Source organism: Natrinema sp. LJW11, from assembly GCF_056135975.1.
The window spans coordinates 634037-651677 of sequence record NZ_JBWBDM010000001.1; the positions used below are offsets into that span (position 1 = coordinate 634037).

13 protein-coding genes are annotated in these 17641 nt (G+C 64.2%); 9 read left to right on the top strand and 4 right to left on the bottom strand.

Annotated elements, in window-relative coordinates; translation table 11 throughout:
- Positions 1–59: 59 nt before the first annotated feature.
- Both AC0QDI_RS03130 and AC0QDI_RS03135 read left to right on the top strand, forming a co-directional pair.
- Positions 60–2390: a glycoside hydrolase family 3 N-terminal domain-containing protein gene (locus tag AC0QDI_RS03130; RefSeq protein ID WP_474665137.1), complete on the top strand. Its 2331-nt coding sequence runs from the start codon at positions 60–62 to the stop codon at positions 2388–2390.
- Positions 2391–2473: 83 nt separating this feature from the next.
- Complete coding sequence (locus AC0QDI_RS03135) at positions 2474–3382, top strand: HEAT repeat domain-containing protein (RefSeq protein WP_474665139.1); 909 nt, start codon at positions 2474–2476, stop codon at positions 3380–3382.
- 75 nt (positions 3383–3457) lie between these two features.
- On the opposite strand, the gene AC0QDI_RS03140 is transcribed toward AC0QDI_RS03135, so the two are convergent.
- Both AC0QDI_RS03140 and AC0QDI_RS03145 read right to left on the bottom strand, forming a co-directional pair.
- Positions 3458–3691 (bottom strand): hypothetical protein, encoded by a 234-nt coding sequence (locus AC0QDI_RS03140; protein ID WP_474665141.1) that lies wholly within the window; start codon positions 3689–3691, stop codon positions 3458–3460.
- Between the two features lie 59 nt (positions 3692–3750).
- Positions 3751–5820: an alpha-glucuronidase family glycosyl hydrolase gene (locus tag AC0QDI_RS03145; protein WP_474665143.1), complete on the bottom strand. Its 2070-nt coding sequence runs from the start codon at positions 5818–5820 to the stop codon at positions 3751–3753.
- 256 nt (positions 5821–6076) lie between these two features.
- Between AC0QDI_RS03145 and AC0QDI_RS03150 the strand changes: the two genes are divergently transcribed.
- From AC0QDI_RS03150 to AC0QDI_RS03170, 5 genes are all read left to right on the top strand, one after another.
- Positions 6077–7747, top strand: coding sequence for an ABC transporter substrate-binding protein (locus AC0QDI_RS03150; RefSeq protein WP_474665655.1), 1671 nt, complete (start codon positions 6077–6079; stop codon positions 7745–7747).
- A 36-nt stretch (positions 7748–7783) separates the two neighbouring features.
- Positions 7784–8782 carry an ABC transporter permease gene (locus AC0QDI_RS03155; protein ID WP_474665145.1) on the top strand — a complete coding sequence of 333 codons (999 nt, stop codon included), beginning with the start codon at positions 7784–7786 and terminating at the stop codon, positions 8780–8782.
- Positions 8772–9791 (top strand): ABC transporter permease, encoded by a 1020-nt coding sequence (locus tag AC0QDI_RS03160; protein WP_474665147.1) that lies wholly within the window; start codon positions 8772–8774, stop codon positions 9789–9791. The genes AC0QDI_RS03155 and AC0QDI_RS03160 overlap by 11 nt, the downstream gene beginning before the upstream one ends.
- Positions 9791–12013: an ABC transporter ATP-binding protein gene (locus tag AC0QDI_RS03165; protein ID WP_474665149.1), complete on the top strand. Its 2223-nt coding sequence runs from the start codon at positions 9791–9793 to the stop codon at positions 12011–12013. Before AC0QDI_RS03160 ends, AC0QDI_RS03165 begins: the two co-directional genes overlap by 1 nt.
- 99 nt (positions 12014–12112) lie before the next feature.
- Complete coding sequence (locus tag AC0QDI_RS03170) at positions 12113–12478, top strand: hypothetical protein (RefSeq protein ID WP_474665151.1); 366 nt, start codon at positions 12113–12115, stop codon at positions 12476–12478.
- A gap of 40 nt (positions 12479–12518) precedes the next feature.
- On the opposite strand, the gene gfo6 is transcribed toward AC0QDI_RS03170, so the two are convergent.
- The gene (gene gfo6 / locus AC0QDI_RS03175) at positions 12519–13607 is read right to left on the bottom strand and encodes a D-xylose 1-dehydrogenase Gfo6 (protein ID WP_474665153.1); all 1089 of its coding nucleotides are present in this window, start codon (positions 13605–13607) and stop codon (positions 12519–12521) included.
- Positions 13608–13741: 134 nt separating this feature from the next.
- On the opposite strand from gfo6, the gene AC0QDI_RS03180 reads away from it, so the two are divergent.
- Complete coding sequence (locus AC0QDI_RS03180; RefSeq protein ID WP_474665155.1) at positions 13742–14197, top strand: universal stress protein; 456 nt, start codon at positions 13742–13744, stop codon at positions 14195–14197.
- A gap of 262 nt (positions 14198–14459) precedes the next feature.
- Here AC0QDI_RS03180 and AC0QDI_RS03185 read toward each other — a convergent pair whose 3' ends face one another.
- Entirely contained in the window at positions 14460–16466 is a 2007-nt protein-coding gene (locus AC0QDI_RS03185) for an endo-1,4-beta-xylanase (RefSeq protein WP_474665157.1), read from the bottom strand.
- A 199-nt stretch (positions 16467–16665) separates the two neighbouring features.
- Between AC0QDI_RS03185 and AC0QDI_RS03190 the strand changes: the two genes are divergently transcribed.
- A complete protein-coding gene (locus AC0QDI_RS03190) occupies positions 16666–17604 on the top strand; it encodes a mannonate dehydratase (RefSeq protein ID WP_474665657.1) in 939 nt (312 codons plus the stop codon).
- Positions 17605–17641: the final 37 nt, after the last annotated feature.

The following is a 17641-nucleotide window of genomic DNA, read 5'->3' on the forward strand; positions in this document are numbered from 1 at the left end:
ACCCATCGGAGCGAGTCGAGTCCGAATTATTAAGCCATTGGCTTGGGAGAGTAGAGACGATGCAAGCTAGTTCAGACCGTGGCGTCAGCGGGACGCCGACCGAGCGGCGCGTCGCGGCCCTCCTCGAGGAGATGACGCTCGAGGAGACGGCGGCGCAGCTCGGCTCCGTAAACGCTGACAAACTCGTAGATGAAAATGGGGAACTCGACGAGGAAGCCGTCGACGAGCACCTTTCGAACGGTATCGGCCACCTGACCCGTATCGGTGGCGAGGGGAGTCTCTCCCCGACCGAAGCGGCCGAACGGACGAACGAACTCCAGGCGTATCTCCGAGACGAGACGCGACTCGGGATTCCCGCGGTCCCTCACGAAGAGTGTCTCAGCGGGTACATGGGTCCGGAGGGGACGACGTTCCCACAGATGATCGGGATGGCGAGCACGTGGTCTCCCGAACTCCTCGAGTCGGTCACCGACACCATCCGCGACCAGTTGGAGGCCATCGGCACCGCACACGCGCTCTCTCCGGTCCTCGACGTCGCCCGCGACCTCCGGTGGGGGCGCGTCGAGGAGACGTTCGGCGAAGATCCCTATCTGGTCGCGGCGATGGCACGTAGCTACGTCGAGGGACTGCAGGCCGACGGCGACGGCGTCACCGCGACGCTCAAGCACTTCGTCGCCCACGGCGCCGGCGCGGGCGGGAAGAACCGGAGCTCGGTCAACCTCGGACGGCGCGAACTCCGCGAGACGCATCTGTTCCCCTTCGAAGCGGTCGTCCGCACGGCGAACGCCGAGTCGGTGATGAACGCCTATCACGACATCGACGGGATCCCCTGTGCCAGCGACGAGTGGCTCCTGACCGACGTCCTCCGCGGCGAGTGGGGATTCGACGGGACCGTCGTCTCCGACTACTACAGCGTTCGCCACCTCGTGACCGAACACGGTACGGCGGACACGAAACGCGAGGCCGGCGTCCAGGCGGTCGAGGCCGGCATCGACGTCGAACTCCCGTACACGGACTACTACGGCGAGCACCTCGTCGAGGCCGTCGAGGCCGGCGAACTCGCCGAGGAGACGGTCACCGAGGCGGCTCGTCGCGTTCTCAGCGCGAAGGCCCAGAAGGGACTCCTCGACGACTCGACGGTCGATCCAGATACGGCTGCGAAGCCGTTTGGCACCGACGAGGCCAGAGCGGTCACCGAGCGCGCCGCCCGCGAGTCGATGACGCTCCTGAAAAACGAGGACGAGTTGCTCCCCCTCGTCGGCGAGGAGACCGACTCCGTCGCGGTCGTCGGCCCGAAAGCCGACGACGCGCAGGAACTCATGGGCGACTACGCCTATCCAGCCCACTACCCCGAGGAGGAGGTCGAACTCGAGGCGACGACGCCGCTTGATGCCGTCCACGACCGAAGCGACGAGTACGGGTTCGAGGTCCGCTACGAGCGGGGCTGTACGACGACCGGTCCCGAGACGGAGGAGTTCGAGGCGGCTGCGGACGCCGCCGCGGATGCGGACGTCGCCCTCGCGTTCGTCGGCGCACGCTCCGCCGTCGACTTCTCGGAATCGGATAAAGAACGGATCAACAAGCCCAGCGTCGCCACCAGCGGCGAGGGCTGTGACGTGGTCGATCTGGGGCTCCCCGGCGTCCAGCGCGACCTCGTCGAACGCGTGCACGAGACGGGGACGCCGGTCGTGGTCGTCGTCGTGAGCGGCAAGCCCCACTCCCTCGAGTGGGTCGCAGAAGCGGTCCCGGCCGTCGTACAGGCGTGGCTCCCCGGCGAACGCGGCGGCGAGGGCGTCGCCGCCACCCTGTTCGGCGAACACAACCCCTGTGGCCACCTGCCCGTCTCCATCCCGCGCACGATCGGGCAGCTCCCGGTCCACTACAATCGGAAGCCCAACACCGCGAACGAGGAGTACGTCTACACGGAGAGCGCTCCGCTCTACCCCTTCGGTCACGGCCTGAGCTACACCGACTTCGAGTACGGCGACCTCTCGCTGTCGGCCGACGAGCTCCCGCCGGCAGGGACGATCACCGCAGCTGTGACCGTCGAAAACACCGGCGACACCGCGGGCGACGACGTCGTTCAGCTGTACGCGAGCGCCGAGAATCCCGATCAGGCCCGTCCGGTACAGGAACTCGTCGGGTTCGAACGCGTCTCCCTCGAGCCGGGCGAGACGAAACGAGTCCGTTTCGAGGTCGACGCCTCGCAACTCGCTTACCACGACCGGGACTTCGACCTGACTGTCGAAGAGGGACCCTACGAGTTCCGCGTCGGCCACTCGGCCGCCGAGGTGGTCACGACTGCCTCCTTCGAGGTGACCGGGACGAAGGAAGTACCGCGGACCGGCCGAACGTACTTCACCGAGACTGACGTCGCGAACGTCGAGTAACGACCCGGACGGTCGAGGGACCTATCGGGCCGTCTGGTAGCATAACCCACACGTATTTATCGGTCGGCGCGTATCACCCCGTTATGGCGATGGATTCATCGGTGCCGCTCGACGGACTCGATCCCGAGTCGATAGCCCTGGACGACATCGACGACGCGGAGATACGCGCCTCGCTCTCGTCATCGGATCCGCTAGTCCGACAGCGAGGCGTCGACGTCTGTGAAACGCTCGCCGCGGAGGGAGTCGACGCCGTGCGACCGGTCCTCGACGAGGTCGCGTCGCTCGCCAACGACGATTCCTCCCCGGTCGCACTGCGCGCGATTACCGTCCTCAAGACCGTCGCCGAACGCGATCCGGAAGCGCTCGAGGGGCGGCTGACTGACCTCGTCGACACCGCTGGCGCCGATATCGTGGACGTACAGCTGACCGGCTCGAACGTCCTCGCCACGCTCGCCGTCGAGCGCCCCGAGCTCGTCGCGCCGTTCGTTCGCCAGTTGCTCGAGGGCATTCGAGTCACCGAGCCCGATCCGCAGGGCGAAGACCGCAGCGACGTGGTAACCGACGAGGTGACTCGGCGCACGATACAGGATCACGAGAACGAAGAGCGCAGGCGGCGAATCTCCGCCCGCCAAACGCTGAGTAACGTCGTCGTTGCCGCCATCGAATCGGAACCCCGGTCGGCGTTCGACGACGTCGATGCGCTCGTCGCGCTGCTGGACGACGCGTATCCGTCCATCTCTGGCGCCGCGATCGACGCGCTCGCCCAACTAGCGGCGGCGAAGCCGGCGGTCGTCGCCCCGGTGAGCGACCGTCTGATCGACCGTCTCGACGACGACAGCGTCGTCGTGCGTGCGCGTACCGTTCGAGCGCTCGGTCACCTCGGTGACGACGCCGCCGTACCGAAACTCCGGGACGTGGCTGCGACGGACGCCAACCAGGACGTTCGAGAACTCGCAGACGAGACCGCGAACTTCCTCGCTAACGCGTCGTAATCACGACTTCTCACGAACATCGCGAACGCGTCGTCATTCTGGACCGCATCGAGAACCGGCTTCGAGCGAGCCGATTTATTCGTTCATCTCGCGTTTCGTGCAGTACCAGTACGCGCCGCTGAAGAAAACGAACGCGCCGACCACGAGAACGATATCGATGATGAGGATGGGATACGCCTGGTCACCGGGCCCGACGAACGCGGCCGAGAGCGCGAGGAGGAGCCCCGAGATGATCAGCAGGGCGATGATGACCTTCATCTGCTCGCGCTGAGCGGCGATGAGGTCGAGCAGCGTCGACGTTTTCGACATGGTGTGTGAGTAGCGAACACGCGTGAAAAATTTATCGGTGATCGCAGCGCGGACCCGAACTACTCGTCTCGAGCCCGCCCTCGCTCGTCGGGGATGCCCGAGTACTCGCGGAAGTACGTGGTGAGCACGTCCCGCCACCGCTCGGCCTGTGCGACCTGTTCGTCGAACCGCTCGGCGACGTGGCGGTATCGCCGCTCGTCGACGCGTCCCTCGAGCGAGCGCCACTGGTCTCGAAGCCGTTTAATCTCCTCGACGCCCGCGAAGCAGTTGTCGTAGAGCCGCTGGACGACGGTCGTTCCGTCCGCGAGTTCGTGGTCCCAGGGGAGGTGGTGGAAGAAGAGAAGCAACTCCTCGGGGCAGGTCTCGACGGAGCCGTAGCGCTCGGCGACCGGATCGCGATACTGCGTGACGTAGCCGCTCCCGCTCTCGGTTCGGTCGACGCCGATCCCGTCCTCGCTCGCGCCGTGGTAACCGGGCCACTCCTCGGGCGACGGGTAGTAGTGGTTCTCGAGGTACTCCTCGCCGTTGTGCATCATGTGCATGAGCCCGAGGCCGCCGGTCTCGTAGTCGATGCAGGCCTCCCACGAGTCGTGGAGGATCTCGGTGACGGTGTCGACGACGTCCTCGTCGGAACCGAACGTCAGTCGGACCCACTCGCGGGTGATCGCCTCGGCGGAGCGGTCGGGGTCCCAGGCCGCGCGGCCGAAGGCGTAGAGGTTCGCCTGGGCGAGGTAGTGGCCCGTCCAGTTGTAGTCCTCTCCGACGTTGCCGACGCCGACGACGCCCTCCCCGTCGCCGCGGAAGAGCGAACTCACCGGCGTCCCCTCGCCGTCGGCGTGCGTGTCGAACTCGAAGATCTCCGTCCACATCGGGAGGTGGTATGTCGCGTGGACGCCCTGTCCGGTGTACTCCTGCGCGATCTGTAACTCGAGCCCGAGGTCCGTCTCCGGCATCGCGCCGAACAGCGTCGACACGGGCTCGCGGGGCTGGAAGTCGATTGGCCCGTTCTTGATCTGGACGGTGACGTTCTCGGCGAACTCGCCGTCGAGCGGTTCGAACGTGTCGTAGGCCTGTACCGCCCGGTCCTCGTGCGAGCCGTAGACGAAGGCGCGCCACCAGACGCGCCCGCCGTGTGGCTCGAGCGCCTGCGCGATCGCGTTCGCGCCGTCCACGTGATCGCGGTCGTAGTCGTAGGGGCCGGGTTGGCCCTCCGAGTCAGCCTTGACGAGAAAGCCGCCGAAGTCCGGAACCAGATCGTAGATCTCGTCGGCTTTCTCTCGCCACCATTCCCGGACCGCCTCGTCGAGCGGGTCGGCGGTGTCGAGGTCGCCGACGAGCATCGGCGCTGCGAAGTTGACCGAGAGGTACGGCTGGATGCCGTACCGGCGAAACAGCGACGCGAGCCCGGTGAGGTCCTCGAGACGACGCGACTCGAGCAGTTGCCATCCTTCGAACGCGTCGAACGCGGCGTTCGCACTCGTTCGCTGTGGCTTCGTCGTGTTGACGTTGTTGAGGACGATACCGTTGATTCCGACGGAGGCCAGTAGGCGGGCGTAATCCTCGTATCGCGACCGGAGGTCGGGAAGTCGTTCCCAGTCGAAGATCGACTCGCCGGCGTACCCCCGTTCGACCGAGCGATGGAACGGCGTGTCCCACTGGTTGAGCAATCGGTTCGCGTACGCTGGCTCCTCGCGCACGTCGAGGTCGTCGATCGGCTTTCTAGTGCTGAGCAGCCGGAGGAGGTGGAACGTTCCGTACACCAGTCCCCGATCGGTGGGGGCAGTGACGACGAGGCAGTCCGCGCCGTTCCACGTGACCGACCGAATGAGGTAGCCCCCGTCCTCGAGGTCGGCGATGTCGTCACCCGGAACCGACTCGGCGATCATCGCCATGTCGTCCGGCGTGCCGATGGCGAGGAATCCGTCGACCGTCGTCGGTGGATGCTGCCAGAAGTGAGGGTCCGCTCCGAGAAGCCCGGGCAGTGCCCGTCGGAGTTCGTCCCGGATCGCGCCGCACTCGGGTGACTTTTCGGCAACGTACGCGTGTCTACACCGGTGTTGGTAGGACTCGAGTCGTCTTTCGCTCGCCACTCGCTCGTACCGAAGCCAGCAATCGTCGTACTGATTCATCGAGGGATGGTCGAGTCGTCGTCGGCGACCGGTAAAACGATAGTGGTCGATCAGCCGTCAGGCCGTGGATCGTTCGCTTCCGGTTCCAGCGTGTCCTCCGAGAGAACGGAAGCGGTGCAACAGCGAAAGTCGCTCTCGGAGACGAATCATACCAACTCCACATCATAATATTTATTACCAACTATGGTTATCGTTCACGTGTATGGGAACAGATAGCAGTCCCGGTGACTACAGCGATGCGATTAGTCGCCGAAAAATGTTAACGGTGGCAGGAGCGTCAGGGGCGGCCGCGCTCGCTGGCTGTTTGGGTGGTGGATCGGAGGACGGCACGTTCGTCAACGCGTACACTGGCAATCCGGCCGATCTTCACTTCAACACGTCGGGCGTACAGAACTACCGCTGGCCCGCGGGGCGATCGGTATTCGCTCCGTTCCTGAAGTACTCGTTCAGTGAAGACGAGTTCCTTACCGGGGCGCTCGAGGACCTACAGGTCGAAGAACAGGAAGTGACGCTGACGTTCCGCGACGATCTGAAGTGGGACGACGGAGACGACTGGACGACCGACGACCTCGACGTTCAACTCCAGTTGGCGGAGATGTCCGGTAGCTCGATCTGGGGATATCTCGATGACTACGAGATCGTCGACGAGAAGACCGCGCGCCTGTTGCTCTCCGGGCCGACGAACCCGCGAATCATCCAGTTCGAACTCACGAATTTCTTCGTCGATACGAAAGCGGACGTCCACGAACAGTTCCTGGATCAGGACGTGTCGGAATTCCTCCAGTGGGCGTGGGAGGACCCCGTTGCCAGTGGGCCGTTCTCGTTCGTGAGCAAGGACCGACAGGCGTTCGAGTTCGAACAGAATCCCGAGTTCTACAACGCCGACAACGTCAACATCGAGAAGTTCATGATCGAGAGCTATGACGGGAACACCGCCCAGCATCAGGCGCTTATGTCGGGAGAGGACGCCGACGCCTCTCCGAGCCTGTTCGTACCGCCGGATACCGTCGATCAGTTCCCGGACCACGTCGTCGAGGTCCAGATCCCGGCCAAGTGGGGCTATGGAATCGTGTTCAATCACGACGATCCCCACTTCGGACAGCGAGCGGTCCGACAGGCGGTCGCACACGTCATCAACCGACAGAAGCTCGTCGACAACGCCGGTCCGCGGTCGAAGTTCGTGACGCCGTCGCCCTGCGGTATCGCACCCAAGGACCAGGAGTACTGGCTCGACGACTGGCAGGACGACTTCGAGACCTACGGCGCCGACGAGAGTCAGACCGACGAGGCGACCCAGCTGCTCGAGGACGCCGGATATACGCTTGAAGGCGGAACCTGGCAGGACTCCAGCGGTGACACCATCGGTGGGGACTACAACTCACCCTCGGGGTGGACGGACTGGACGACCATGACCAATACCGTCATGAGCCAGCTGAACGACTTCGGTTTCGACCTCTCGATGAACACGGTCCCGACGAACGACTGGTTCAATCAGTACTCCAACAGCAACTTCGCGATGGGGAGCCTTTACTGGCTCCCTGGCGGATCGCGGTCGTCGTTCCCGTACTTCCCGCTGCGCTACCAGCTGTGGGAAGAGGAGATCGGCGGCGGCCACAACTACCGGGAGAAGGCACAAACCGAACAGACGATTCCCGACAGAGACGGCGGAGAGATGTCGATCACTCCGCTCGAGACGGTCGATCAGATCGCACGGCAACCGAACGACGACGAGGCACGGTCGTACGTCCAGGAGGCGGCGTGGCACAACCACATCGAACTTCCCTTCCTCGGGCTCGTGTCCAAACACGAGCAATCCTGGGTGACTGACGACGAGTGGTCGATCGCCGACGAGGACAGCCCCAATAGACAGGTCAAGTGGCCGCAGTTCTGGTGGCCCCACGAGGGCGAACTACAGTACGACGGGTGATCCGGCGACACGATTCCGTTTTTATCATCATTCAAAATGAACTATTACCTTAAACGGACGTTGCAAATTCCGTTGACTATTCTCGCAGTGACGACGCTCACCTTCGGCCTGATCCGGCTGCTTCCCGGCGGTCCGTTCACGCAGTTACGGCTCCGGCTCCTTCAGCAGGGAGTCCCCGCCGATCAGGTCGACGCGCGTATCGAGGCACTGCAGAACATCAGACCTGATGCACCGCTCTGGCAACAGTACATCGACTACATGATCGGCGTCGTCCAGTTAGATCTGGGGCAGTCGATCTCGAGGAACGAACCCGTCATAGACCTGGTGGCTCAAGCGCTCCCCTGGACCGTCTTCCTCGTCGTGACGTCCACGATACTGATGTTCGTCATCGGCGTGTTGCTCGGCTCGATCCAGGCGTACTGGGAAGGCTCGCGGTTCGACCAGATCGCATCGGGCGGATCGATTCTCCTGATGTCGGTCCCCTACTACATCTTCGCCGTGGTCTTCCTGTTTTTCTTGGCGTACCAACTCCGCTGGTTCCCGACCGGGAACGCCGTCGAGCGAGGCCTCGACGCCTCGCAGCCCCTCCTGTACTTCTCGAGCGTGCTCTACCACGCTGCCCTCCCGATTCTGGCGTTTACGCTCGGTGGGGTCGGATCGACGGCCCTCAACATGCGCGGGAACGGCATTCAGGTGCTCGGCGAGGAGTACGTCGAAGTCGCCAGACTGCGTGGGCTTTCCGACAGCCGGATCGCCACTCGGTACGTCGCCAAGAACGCTATCCTCCCGATGTATACGGGGCTCCTCCTGATGATCGGGTTCCGTCTCGGGGGGACAGTCGTGCTCGAGGAGATTTTCTCGTACCCCGGTCTCGGCTTCCGGATGATTGATGCGCTCCATGCGAGAGATTATCCGCTGATGATGGGGTGTTTCCTGGTCATTACGGTGACGCTCGTCGTCGGGGTTTACATCGCGGACATGACGTACGGGCTGATCGATCCGCGTATCAGTGTAGGTGAGTCAGATGAGTACTGAACCCGATACTACTGCCGACGGCATCGACTGGCGTTCGGAGACGTCGGACGTCGAGATGAGTCGCCGCGACCGCCTGAACGAGTTCTACGAACAGAAGATTTACGCGCCCGCCGCCGTCGCGTGGTCCGACAGACGAACGCGGATCGGGGTTCTCATCCTGAGCGTCTACCTCCTCATGGCGGTCGTCGACCTGCTCGGCCTCTGGCGCGATGCCAGTCCGAATCAGGCCGAGGAGGCGTTACTCAGTCCGTTCGAGAACATGGCGTATCCGCTCGGGACGACCCGTTCGGGAGTCGATCTGCTGGCCCTGATCATCGACTCGACGCCGTTCATCCTCCTGATGGTGCTCGCGGGTGGGGTGTGGGCGACCACTCTCGCAGTCATCGTGGGCACCGTCTCGGGGTACAAGGGCGGCACGATAGACACCGTCATCACGGCGATCTCCGACTTCTTCATGGCGATCCCGGGTCTCCCGCTCGTCATCGTTCTGGCGCTCGCACTGAGTCCGGAGAATCCGATTCTCCTCGGGGTCGTCCTGACGATCAACTACTGGGCCGGGCTGGGTCGATCGATCCGGTCACAGGTCCTCTCGATCCGGGAGGAGAGCTACATCGAAGCGTCCCGTACGATGGGGACGGGTTCGATACGCATCATCATCAAGGACGTGCTGCCGAACATCATGCCGTACGTGATGGTCAACTTCGTGCTCGCCGCACGCTACACGATCTTCGCGTCCGTCGGTCTGTACTTCATCGGCGTGTTGCCGTACACGGGACAGAACTGGGGCGTTACATTGAATTACGGGTACGAGCAAGGTGGCCTGTTCTCGATGGGCGCCTTCCACTGGCTCCTCGTCCCGATGGTCGCCATCGTCGGGCTGGCCTTCGGGCTCGTCCTGCTGAGTCAGGGGATGGACCGGATCTTCAACCCCCGCGTCCGTACCCGTCTCACCGGGGAATCCGAGTCCACCAAGGAGGAGGAAACCGACACGACGACGGAGATGATATAATGGCTACCGACAGCACATCCAGCAATCGAGTCGTATCACAGGAGGCCGTCGAAGATCCGATCTTCGAGGTCCGAAACACGAGCGTTACCTACAACGAGGGCAAAACGCGCGTCCTCGAGAACGTCAACGTCAGCATCGAGCGAAACGAAGTCCTCGGTATCGTCGGCGAGAGCGGAAGCGGGAAGTCGATGTTCGCCTCCGCACTGCTCGATGCCATTCCCGATCCCGGCGTCCTCTCCGGGCAGATCACGTACAACCGCCAGGACGGTTCGTCGGTCGACCTCCTCGAGTTGAGCGACGAGGAACTCCGACAGTTCCGCTGGGAAGAGGTGTCGATGGTGTTCCAGGGCGCGATGAGTTCGTTCAACCCGACGATGAAGGTCGGGGCCCACTTCACGGAGACGCTCAAGGCCCACGACAAGAACGTCTCGGAGGGACTCGAGTTCGCCCGTGAACTCCTCGAAAACCTCTATCTCGAGCCGGAGCGGGTCCTCGACGCGTATCCCCACGAGCTCTCCGGCGGGATGCAACAGCGGGCCCTGATCGCGTTGAGTATGGTTCTGGATCCGGAAGTGCTGGTGATGGACGAGCCGACGGCCGCGCTCGACTTGCTGATGCAGCGGTCGATCCTGACGTTACTCGACGACTTGCAGAGCGAGTACGACCTGACGATCGTCTTCATCACCCACGACCTGCCGCTGGTCGCGTCGCTTGCCGACCGGATGGCGATCATTTACGCGTTCCAGTTCGCCGAGATCGGGCCGCGCGACGAGATCATCGGTAACTCGGCGCATCCGTACACGCGAAAGCTGTTGAACGCGACGCCGAACATCGATGCGCCGCTGGCGGAGATGCAGCCGATCCCGGGCGAAGGTCCCGCTCCGGTGAACCTTCCGTCTGGTTGCCGGTTCGAACCGCGGTGTCCGCTCGCGACGGAAAAGTGTCGGACGGACGATCCGCCGCTAGCCTCGGTCGACGCGGACGACACCGCTCATCGGTCGGCGTGTCACCACTGGGAGCAAGCCCGCGACGAGATCGAGCTCAATTTCGGCAAGACGAGCGACGACTTCGAGAACGCCGCTTCCGCCGAGACGGCGGAACCGATCGCGAAAACACGCCACGAGGAGCCGGTCGAGACGCCGCTCCTCTCGCTCAACGACATCGAGGTCCACTTCGAGGAAGAACAGGGACTGCTCGAGCGCTTCACCGAAGACCCCCGCGTCGTCCGAGCGGTCGACGGCGTCTCGCTCGATATCGAGGAACAGGACCTCGTCTGTCTCCTCGGTGAGAGCGGCTGCGGGAAGACCACGCTGGGGAAGACGATGATCGGCCTTCAGGAGCCGACCGGCGGCGCGATCGAGTATCGCGGCCAGGATATCTGGGAAGCCAAAAAGGGTGGCGGCGATATTCCGTACGACGAGATCCGGTCGGCGCTCCAGATCATCCACCAGGATCCGGGGAGCGCGCTCAACCCCAACCGACGCATCGTCGACATCCTCTCGGAGCCGCTCAGACACACCCATCCGAACATCAACCGGACCGAGCGCCGGAGTCGGATGCACTCCCTGCTCGAGCGCATCGGCATGGCCCCGGCCGACGAGTTCCTCGATCGGTACCCCCACCAGCTCTCGGGCGGCGAGAAGCAACGCGTCGCGCTCGCTCGCGCACTGCTGATGAATCCGGACGCGATCCTCGCCGACGAGGCCATCAGCGCGGTCGACGTCTCGTTACGTATCGAGATCATGGACCTGATGCTGGAACTGCAAGAGGAGTTCGAAACGTCGTTCCTCTTCATCTCACACGACCTCTCGAACGCGCGGTACTTCGCCGAACACGGCGACGGCCGAATCGCCGTCATGTACCTGGGCGAGATCGTGGAGATCGGCACCGCCGAGCGCCTCATCCACGATCCGCGCCATCCGTACACCGAAGTACTCCGATGGGCGACGCCGGACCTCGACCTCGATTCGATGGAGGCCAGCGAGCCGCCGCTCAGAGAGGTCGACGTTCCGAACCCGGTCGATCCACCCTCGGGCTGTCGGTTCCACACGCGGTGTCCCGTCGCTCGCGAGGCCTGTCGCGAGGAGCACCCGGACCTGCAGGAGGTCTCCGACGGGGACGGAAAGGCCGCCTGCTTCCGCGAGGATCCGAATCACGAGTACTGGGACAGCGAACCCCTCGAAGGGGCCGTCGAGACGCGCGAAGAACTCGCGGAGCACTGAGACGCGCCGTTCCCTCGCGTTCAATCGAATCCCCTCGTTCTCGAGGGTGGCCGACCGGCGACACCACTATTATTACGCGAGCGGCCGTACGTCCCACTAATGACACGCTACGAGCCCGATTCCGTCGATGGAACGCTCTTCCTCGCCGCCGAAAACGACCGGATCGAAATCGGTGCGATCGACGACGTCGTCGACGCGATCGGTGACGAGACGCACTCGATCGAGTACGACCAGAAACAGCGGACGCAGCCGTGGCTGGAAACCGACGACGGCGTGCTCGAGATCGACGTTCGCGAGACGGTGACGACGCTGCCCTACACCGAAGAAACGGTGTCCGAGCTCCGCGAGTACGATATGGGAACCGAACGCTACGGGCTTCCCAGGCGAACCGTCGAGTTCGCGAACCGACTCGTGGAGATCCTCGAGCAACAGGGAGAGAACGAGCCGGCTACCGGCGGACGGTAGCGACTGCTGTGGTCGGAGAGCCCGATTTGATTCGCTTCACCTACTGAACCGACACGTTGCTTCCGGTCTCGGCCGCCTCGTAGATCGCCGCGAGCGTTCGCATATCGACGAGCGCGTGGTCGCCGTCGGGCGAGATCGGTTCCGTTCGGAGGACGCGGTCCGCGAAGTAGTCGAACTCCTCGGTCATCTCGTCGCCGAACACGTCGCGCCGACCGTCGTCGAGTTGCAGTTCTCGGCCGTCCGTCCGGAGGGTCACCGTCTGGGGCGACTCGCCGAGGAACGTCGGCTCGAGTATCAGTTCACCCTCGGTACCGACGACCCGGAGGTGCCCCGAGAGGGAGGCGTGCTGGCTCGCCGTGCAGGCGGCGAACGTTCCGTCGTCGAACTCGATCGTGAAGGTTGCGTGCTGGTCGGGCACCTCCCGGAACGCCTCGTCGTCGGAGCGCATCTGTGCGGTCACGCTCGCGGGGTCGGCGTCGAGGACGAATCGGGCGGTGTTGAGCGGGTAGATACCGAGGTCCATCACCGTCGCGCCGTACCCCGCGAGGTCGGGTTCGAGCCGCCACTGGTCGGGGTCGCCGGAGACGACGTCGAGCATCTGCTGGCCCATGTGCCCGTGGACGGCCACCGGATCGCCGATCTCGCCGTCGGCGACGAGTTCGCGCATCCGCCGGACCCCCGGATCGGTCTGCATCCGGTAGGCGACCATCAGGGGGACGTCTTCGGTGACCGCGACGAGTTCCTCGGCGCGTTCGGCCGTCGCCTCGAGCGGTTTCTCGCAGAGAACCGCTTTCCCGTGCTCGGCGGCCGCCGCCGCGTACGGCAGGTGAAGCGCGTTTGGCGTACAGATGTAGACGGCGTCGTACTCGTCGACCGAGTCGCCGTCGACGAACTCGTCGTACGTGAGTGCGACCTCGACGCTCGGCGTCGTCGCTGCGACGTCCGCGCCCTTCTCGCGGGTGCTGCTGACGACCGCGGTCGTCTCGCAGAAGTCCGACGCTTCGATAGCGGGGATCGCCTGTTCGCGCGTCCACCAACCGAGTCCGACCACGGCGAGACGAAGCGTGCCCGATTCCAGTTCCGCCCAGTCGCGTTCCCGCACGGTTTCCAAGTACTCGCGTACCGACATGGTAGGTAGTTCGCCGCAATCAGCAAAAGTCTAGTGAACTACCCGCACCGGAGACCGGCAGCGTCGGTCGAACGGGCCCCTATCGATCCTCAGACGAGCCTAGTATTATACGGGATGAGGACGTGACACACTCCATGGAAGACGCATTAGTCGTACTCAACGACCGCGATGGCGATCGTGACTTGCTCCGCGAAGCCGCAGCGTACGCGACCGGCGCGGACGCCGACCTGATCCTCTACTCACCCCTCAGCGAGGCGCAGTTCGAGGAATCGGTCTCGAGCCTCGATCAGATCGGTCGCATCGAGAACAAGGATTACAGCGACGAGGATGCGATCGGCGTCGCCGAACAGATCGCCGAACAGATCGCCGATGAGGCCCTCGAGGACATCGATGTGGCGTGGTCCGTCGTGACTGATGTCACCGACGAGCTCGAAGCCAATCGCATCATCGACCTCGCCGAGAAACACGGTTGCGACCATCTCTTCACCCTCGGACAGCCACGGTCCCCGGCTGGAAAGGCCGTATTCGGCGACACGACCCAGCGGCTCATCCTAAACTTCCCCGGGTACGTGACGGTATCGATGAACTGACCACGCTGTCTCGCCCCGCCAGCGGTGACGGTCATCGTTTCTCACAGCGATCGGCGGACGGAGCAGCGCGCTTCGCGAGACGCTTCGTTCGGCGGACAGCCGGTGCAGTTGCGGCGAGCGACGAAACGCGTTTGCGGGGCACAGCCGTCGTATCGCGACAGTCGGCATCGTCGATCGCCGGAGAAAGTCGCGGAGCGGTCGACCGTTTTCGAACCTCCGTCCGCCTCGAGGGAGAGTCCAGTGACCGAACGTCAGGCGACGATCAGTTGCACTCCTTCGCGTCCTTTCCCTTCGAGCCCTCGTCGCCCTTCCCCGGCGGAGTGAGCTCGACCGTCACCGATCCCGTCTCGTCGTCGACGGTGACGGTCGTCTCGCCGGACAGCGCTCCCTTTTCGGCGGTGACCGTGTAGCTACCCTTGAAGCCGCGCGTGCCGTAGACGCCGTCGTCGTCGGTCTCGCCGGTCTCGTCGGTCCACCACTCCTCGAAGACGAGTTCCAGGAACTGCTCGCCGTGTGCCCGCAGGCTCCAGTCGGAGTCGTAGTAGGCACCTGTCGGCCGCCAGTGGTCGTCCGCCCAGAAGCCCCACGAGAGGACGCCTTCCACGGCTTCCTTGCTAAACGCCACCGTGAGGAAGTCCCGAAGGTAGTCCGCCTGGACCGCGACGTCCTGAGCGTTTCGCCGGTCGAAAATCTCGATGTCGAACTCGGTGACGAGGAGCGGGAGCCCGAACTCAGCGAACTGATCGAAGCCGGCGATCATGTCCTGGACGTCGAGCATCTGGTTGTACCGCTGCTGGTGGTGGCCCATGAATCCGATCCCGTCGATCGGGTAGTCGTTCTCGACTAAGTAGGAGACGTAGTCGTGGTACTGACTCCGCTGCCACTGGCCGCCGATGGCACCCATCTCGTTGGTGTAGAGCCCGGCGTCCGTGGCCTCGTCGGCGACCGACCACCAGCGGTCGACGGCGTCCCATCCCAACTCGTCGCCGTCGCGGAAATTGGACTGCCAGATCGGGTGGTTGTGCATGTCCCAGTCGGAGACCTGCCCCACGAACTCGGTGGCGTGGGCTTCGATCTTCCCCGAAATCTCCGCCTCGATCTCCGCAGCGGACTGGTCGGGGTCGACGTTCATGCCCCCGCCCCCGGCATCGCTATACTCCTCCCACAGGAGGTAGTGGCCGCGCGTGGGGATGTCGCGCTCGTTGAGCCAGTCGAGCGTCGCCCTGGTCGCGTCGTTGTCGATATCCCAGACGCCCTCCCAGGCGGGATACTTCAGCCCGTTCTCGACGACGGCCCTGTTGAAGTTCTCGAGGAACGTCTCCCGGTAGATCTCGTCGTCCTCGCCCTCGCCGGTGACGTGTTCGACGGAGACGGCGCTGCCGAAGTCGAACTCGTGGTCGGTCATCTCGAGGTCGACCGTCGCACCGTCCATCGGCTGTCCACCGGGGTTGCGCACCTCCACCTCGATGTTCGTCTTCCGAATCTCCTCGATGCGGTCGCGAGCATCCTCGCGCCACTCTGCGTCCTCGGCCCGCCCCTCGTAGTAATACGGCGGGAGCGTCTCGAACGAAACGTCCGACTCGCCGTAATCGAACAGCGCGATCCCGCCGAACTCGATCGTCTGCTCGGCGTAGCCGGTGTGGAACTCGAGCGCCGGAACCTGGTCCGAGCCGTTCGGTCTCGCGCCGATCTCGATGGGGAAGAAGTATCGCATCCACTCGCCGCTCGGCTCGATAGCCGCGCCGCGTTGGACGAAGTTGTCGCTGGACGCGGTGGCCCCGTCTGACGCCGCGTTTCGATACCCGAACGCCGCGTTCGCTTCGGCATCGTCGGACTCGCTTCGCACGTACGCGACGGCCAGGAGTAGGTCTCCCTCGTCGAACGACCGGTCGGTGATCTCTCCGCGATACGCGTACTCCGCCGGGTCCTCGGCTCCCCCGGGAATCTCGAGGCGTTCGGCTTTCGTGATCGGGACGGCGTCCGTGTCGACCTGAATCTCCGTCTCCGTCCCGCCACCTTCGAGCGAGAACGCGCCGATCGCCGCCTCCTCCGTCGTTCCGTAGACGTACGACCCCGCCGGGAGTTGTTTCTGTTGGCGACTCGAGGCGGTGAGTTCGTCCCGGAGCGCCTTATGGTAGTCCGTGGCTGAGTCGGCCGATTCCTGTGCCGTTACGGCGGGGCCGGCGGCCGCCGCCGAAACGCCGAGGACGCCGAGCGATTTCAGGACGGTCCGTCGTCTCTTCTCGTCGCTGGGAAACTTCTCTGACATGGGTACTGTTACCGCACCTGAATTGTTCCACAGCTTGCTATTTAATAGTGAGGGACAGGTACCGGAATGCGCCGTTCGCGCGGTCGTCCCCCCGGATTATCGCTCGGTTTACCGCTGGTAATCGTGCCGCTCAATCGGCGATGCGTCGCACAACAACTATTATCGGGCTTTCCGAAGGGAACGTGTGAACACGACGCTGATGCTCCCGCCGTCTCCCGACCGGCGGTGGACGCACGCCAAACAGCTCGGATTGTCGACGGCCGTCGTCCGCTTCTGGGGCGAAGACGAGTGGTGGACGTTCGACTCGCTACTCCGGACTCGGAACCGGTTCGCGGACCACGGGTTGTCGCTCGAGGTCGTCGAGGACCGCCCGCCGATGACGAAGACGGTGCTGGGCCGGGAGGGTCGCGACGAGGAGATCGAGACGGTCAAACAGTTGCTCCGGAACATGGGGCGGGTCGGTATCGACGTCTACTCCTGGGTGTGGACGGAGAACCCGGTCGGCGTGATCCGCACGTCCGACGCCGTCCCGCTGCGGGGCGACTCCCGGACCACCGCTTACGACCACGAGCAGTCCGAACGCGCGCCGGAGTACCCGGTCGACGTCACCGAGGCGGAACTGTGGGAGAACCTCGAGTACTTCCTCGACGAGATCGTTCCCGTCGCCGAGGAGGCCGGCGTCGACCTCGCGCTCCACCCCGACGACCCGCCCGTGGCGTCCGTCCGCGGGGTCCCCCGACTCGTCAATTCCGTCGAGAACGTCCAACGGGTTCTGGACCTTTACGAGAGTCCGAATCACGGGCTGACGTTCTGCCAGGGGAACGTCTCGGCGATGGGCGCGGACGTCCCCGAGACGATCCGGCGCTTCGGCGACCGGATCCACTTCGTCCACTTCCGCGACGTGGAGGGGACCGCCGAGGAGTTCGTCGAGACGTGGCACGAGGAGGGACAGACCGACATGCTCGCGGCGATGGAAGCCTACCGCGACGTCGAATTCGACGGTCCGATCCGTCCCGATCACGTCCCGAAGATGCTCGATGAGGGCGACCGCGAGGAGACTCAGGCCGGCTACACCGACATGGGCCGGCTGTTCGCTGTCGGATACATGAAAGGGCTGCTCGAGCAGACGCGCTCCTGAACGCGCCGGCGGCGGTCCCGTTCCGAGGTTTTATTGC

What these genes read in the sequence shown, in the direction of transcription:
- AC0QDI_RS03160 (WP_474665147.1), top strand. Translation starts at nt 8,772, where the DNA reads ATGAGTACTGAACCCGATACTACTGCCGACGGCATCGACTGGCGTTCG.
- AC0QDI_RS03135 (WP_474665139.1), top strand. Translation starts at nt 2,474, where the DNA reads ATGGCGATGGATTCATCGGTGCCGCTCGACGGACTCGATCCCGAGTCG.
- AC0QDI_RS03130 (WP_474665137.1), top strand. Translation starts at nt 60, where the DNA reads ATGCAAGCTAGTTCAGACCGTGGCGTCAGCGGGACGCCGACCGAGCGG.
- AC0QDI_RS03180 (WP_474665155.1), top strand. Translation starts at nt 13,742, where the DNA reads ATGGAAGACGCATTAGTCGTACTCAACGACCGCGATGGCGATCGTGAC.
- AC0QDI_RS03150 (WP_474665655.1), top strand. Translation starts at nt 6,077, where the DNA reads ATGTTAACGGTGGCAGGAGCGTCAGGGGCGGCCGCGCTCGCTGGCTGT.
- AC0QDI_RS03155 (WP_474665145.1), top strand. Translation starts at nt 7,784, where the DNA reads ATGAACTATTACCTTAAACGGACGTTGCAAATTCCGTTGACTATTCTC.
- AC0QDI_RS03190 (WP_474665657.1), top strand. Translation starts at nt 16,666, where the DNA reads ATGCTCCCGCCGTCTCCCGACCGGCGGTGGACGCACGCCAAACAGCTC.
- AC0QDI_RS03140 (WP_474665141.1), bottom strand. Translation starts at nt 3,691, where the DNA reads ATGTCGAAAACGTCGACGCTGCTCGACCTCATCGCCGCTCAGCGCGAG.
- gfo6 (WP_474665153.1), bottom strand. Translation starts at nt 13,607, where the DNA reads ATGTCGGTACGCGAGTACTTGGAAACCGTGCGGGAACGCGACTGGGCG.
- AC0QDI_RS03145 (WP_474665143.1), bottom strand. Translation starts at nt 5,820, where the DNA reads ATGAATCAGTACGACGATTGCTGGCTTCGGTACGAGCGAGTGGCGAGC.
- AC0QDI_RS03165 (WP_474665149.1), top strand. Translation starts at nt 9,791, where the DNA reads ATGGCTACCGACAGCACATCCAGCAATCGAGTCGTATCACAGGAGGCC.
- AC0QDI_RS03170 (WP_474665151.1), top strand. Translation starts at nt 12,113, where the DNA reads ATGACACGCTACGAGCCCGATTCCGTCGATGGAACGCTCTTCCTCGCC.
- AC0QDI_RS03185 (WP_474665157.1), bottom strand. Translation starts at nt 16,466, where the DNA reads ATGTCAGAGAAGTTTCCCAGCGACGAGAAGAGACGACGGACCGTCCTG.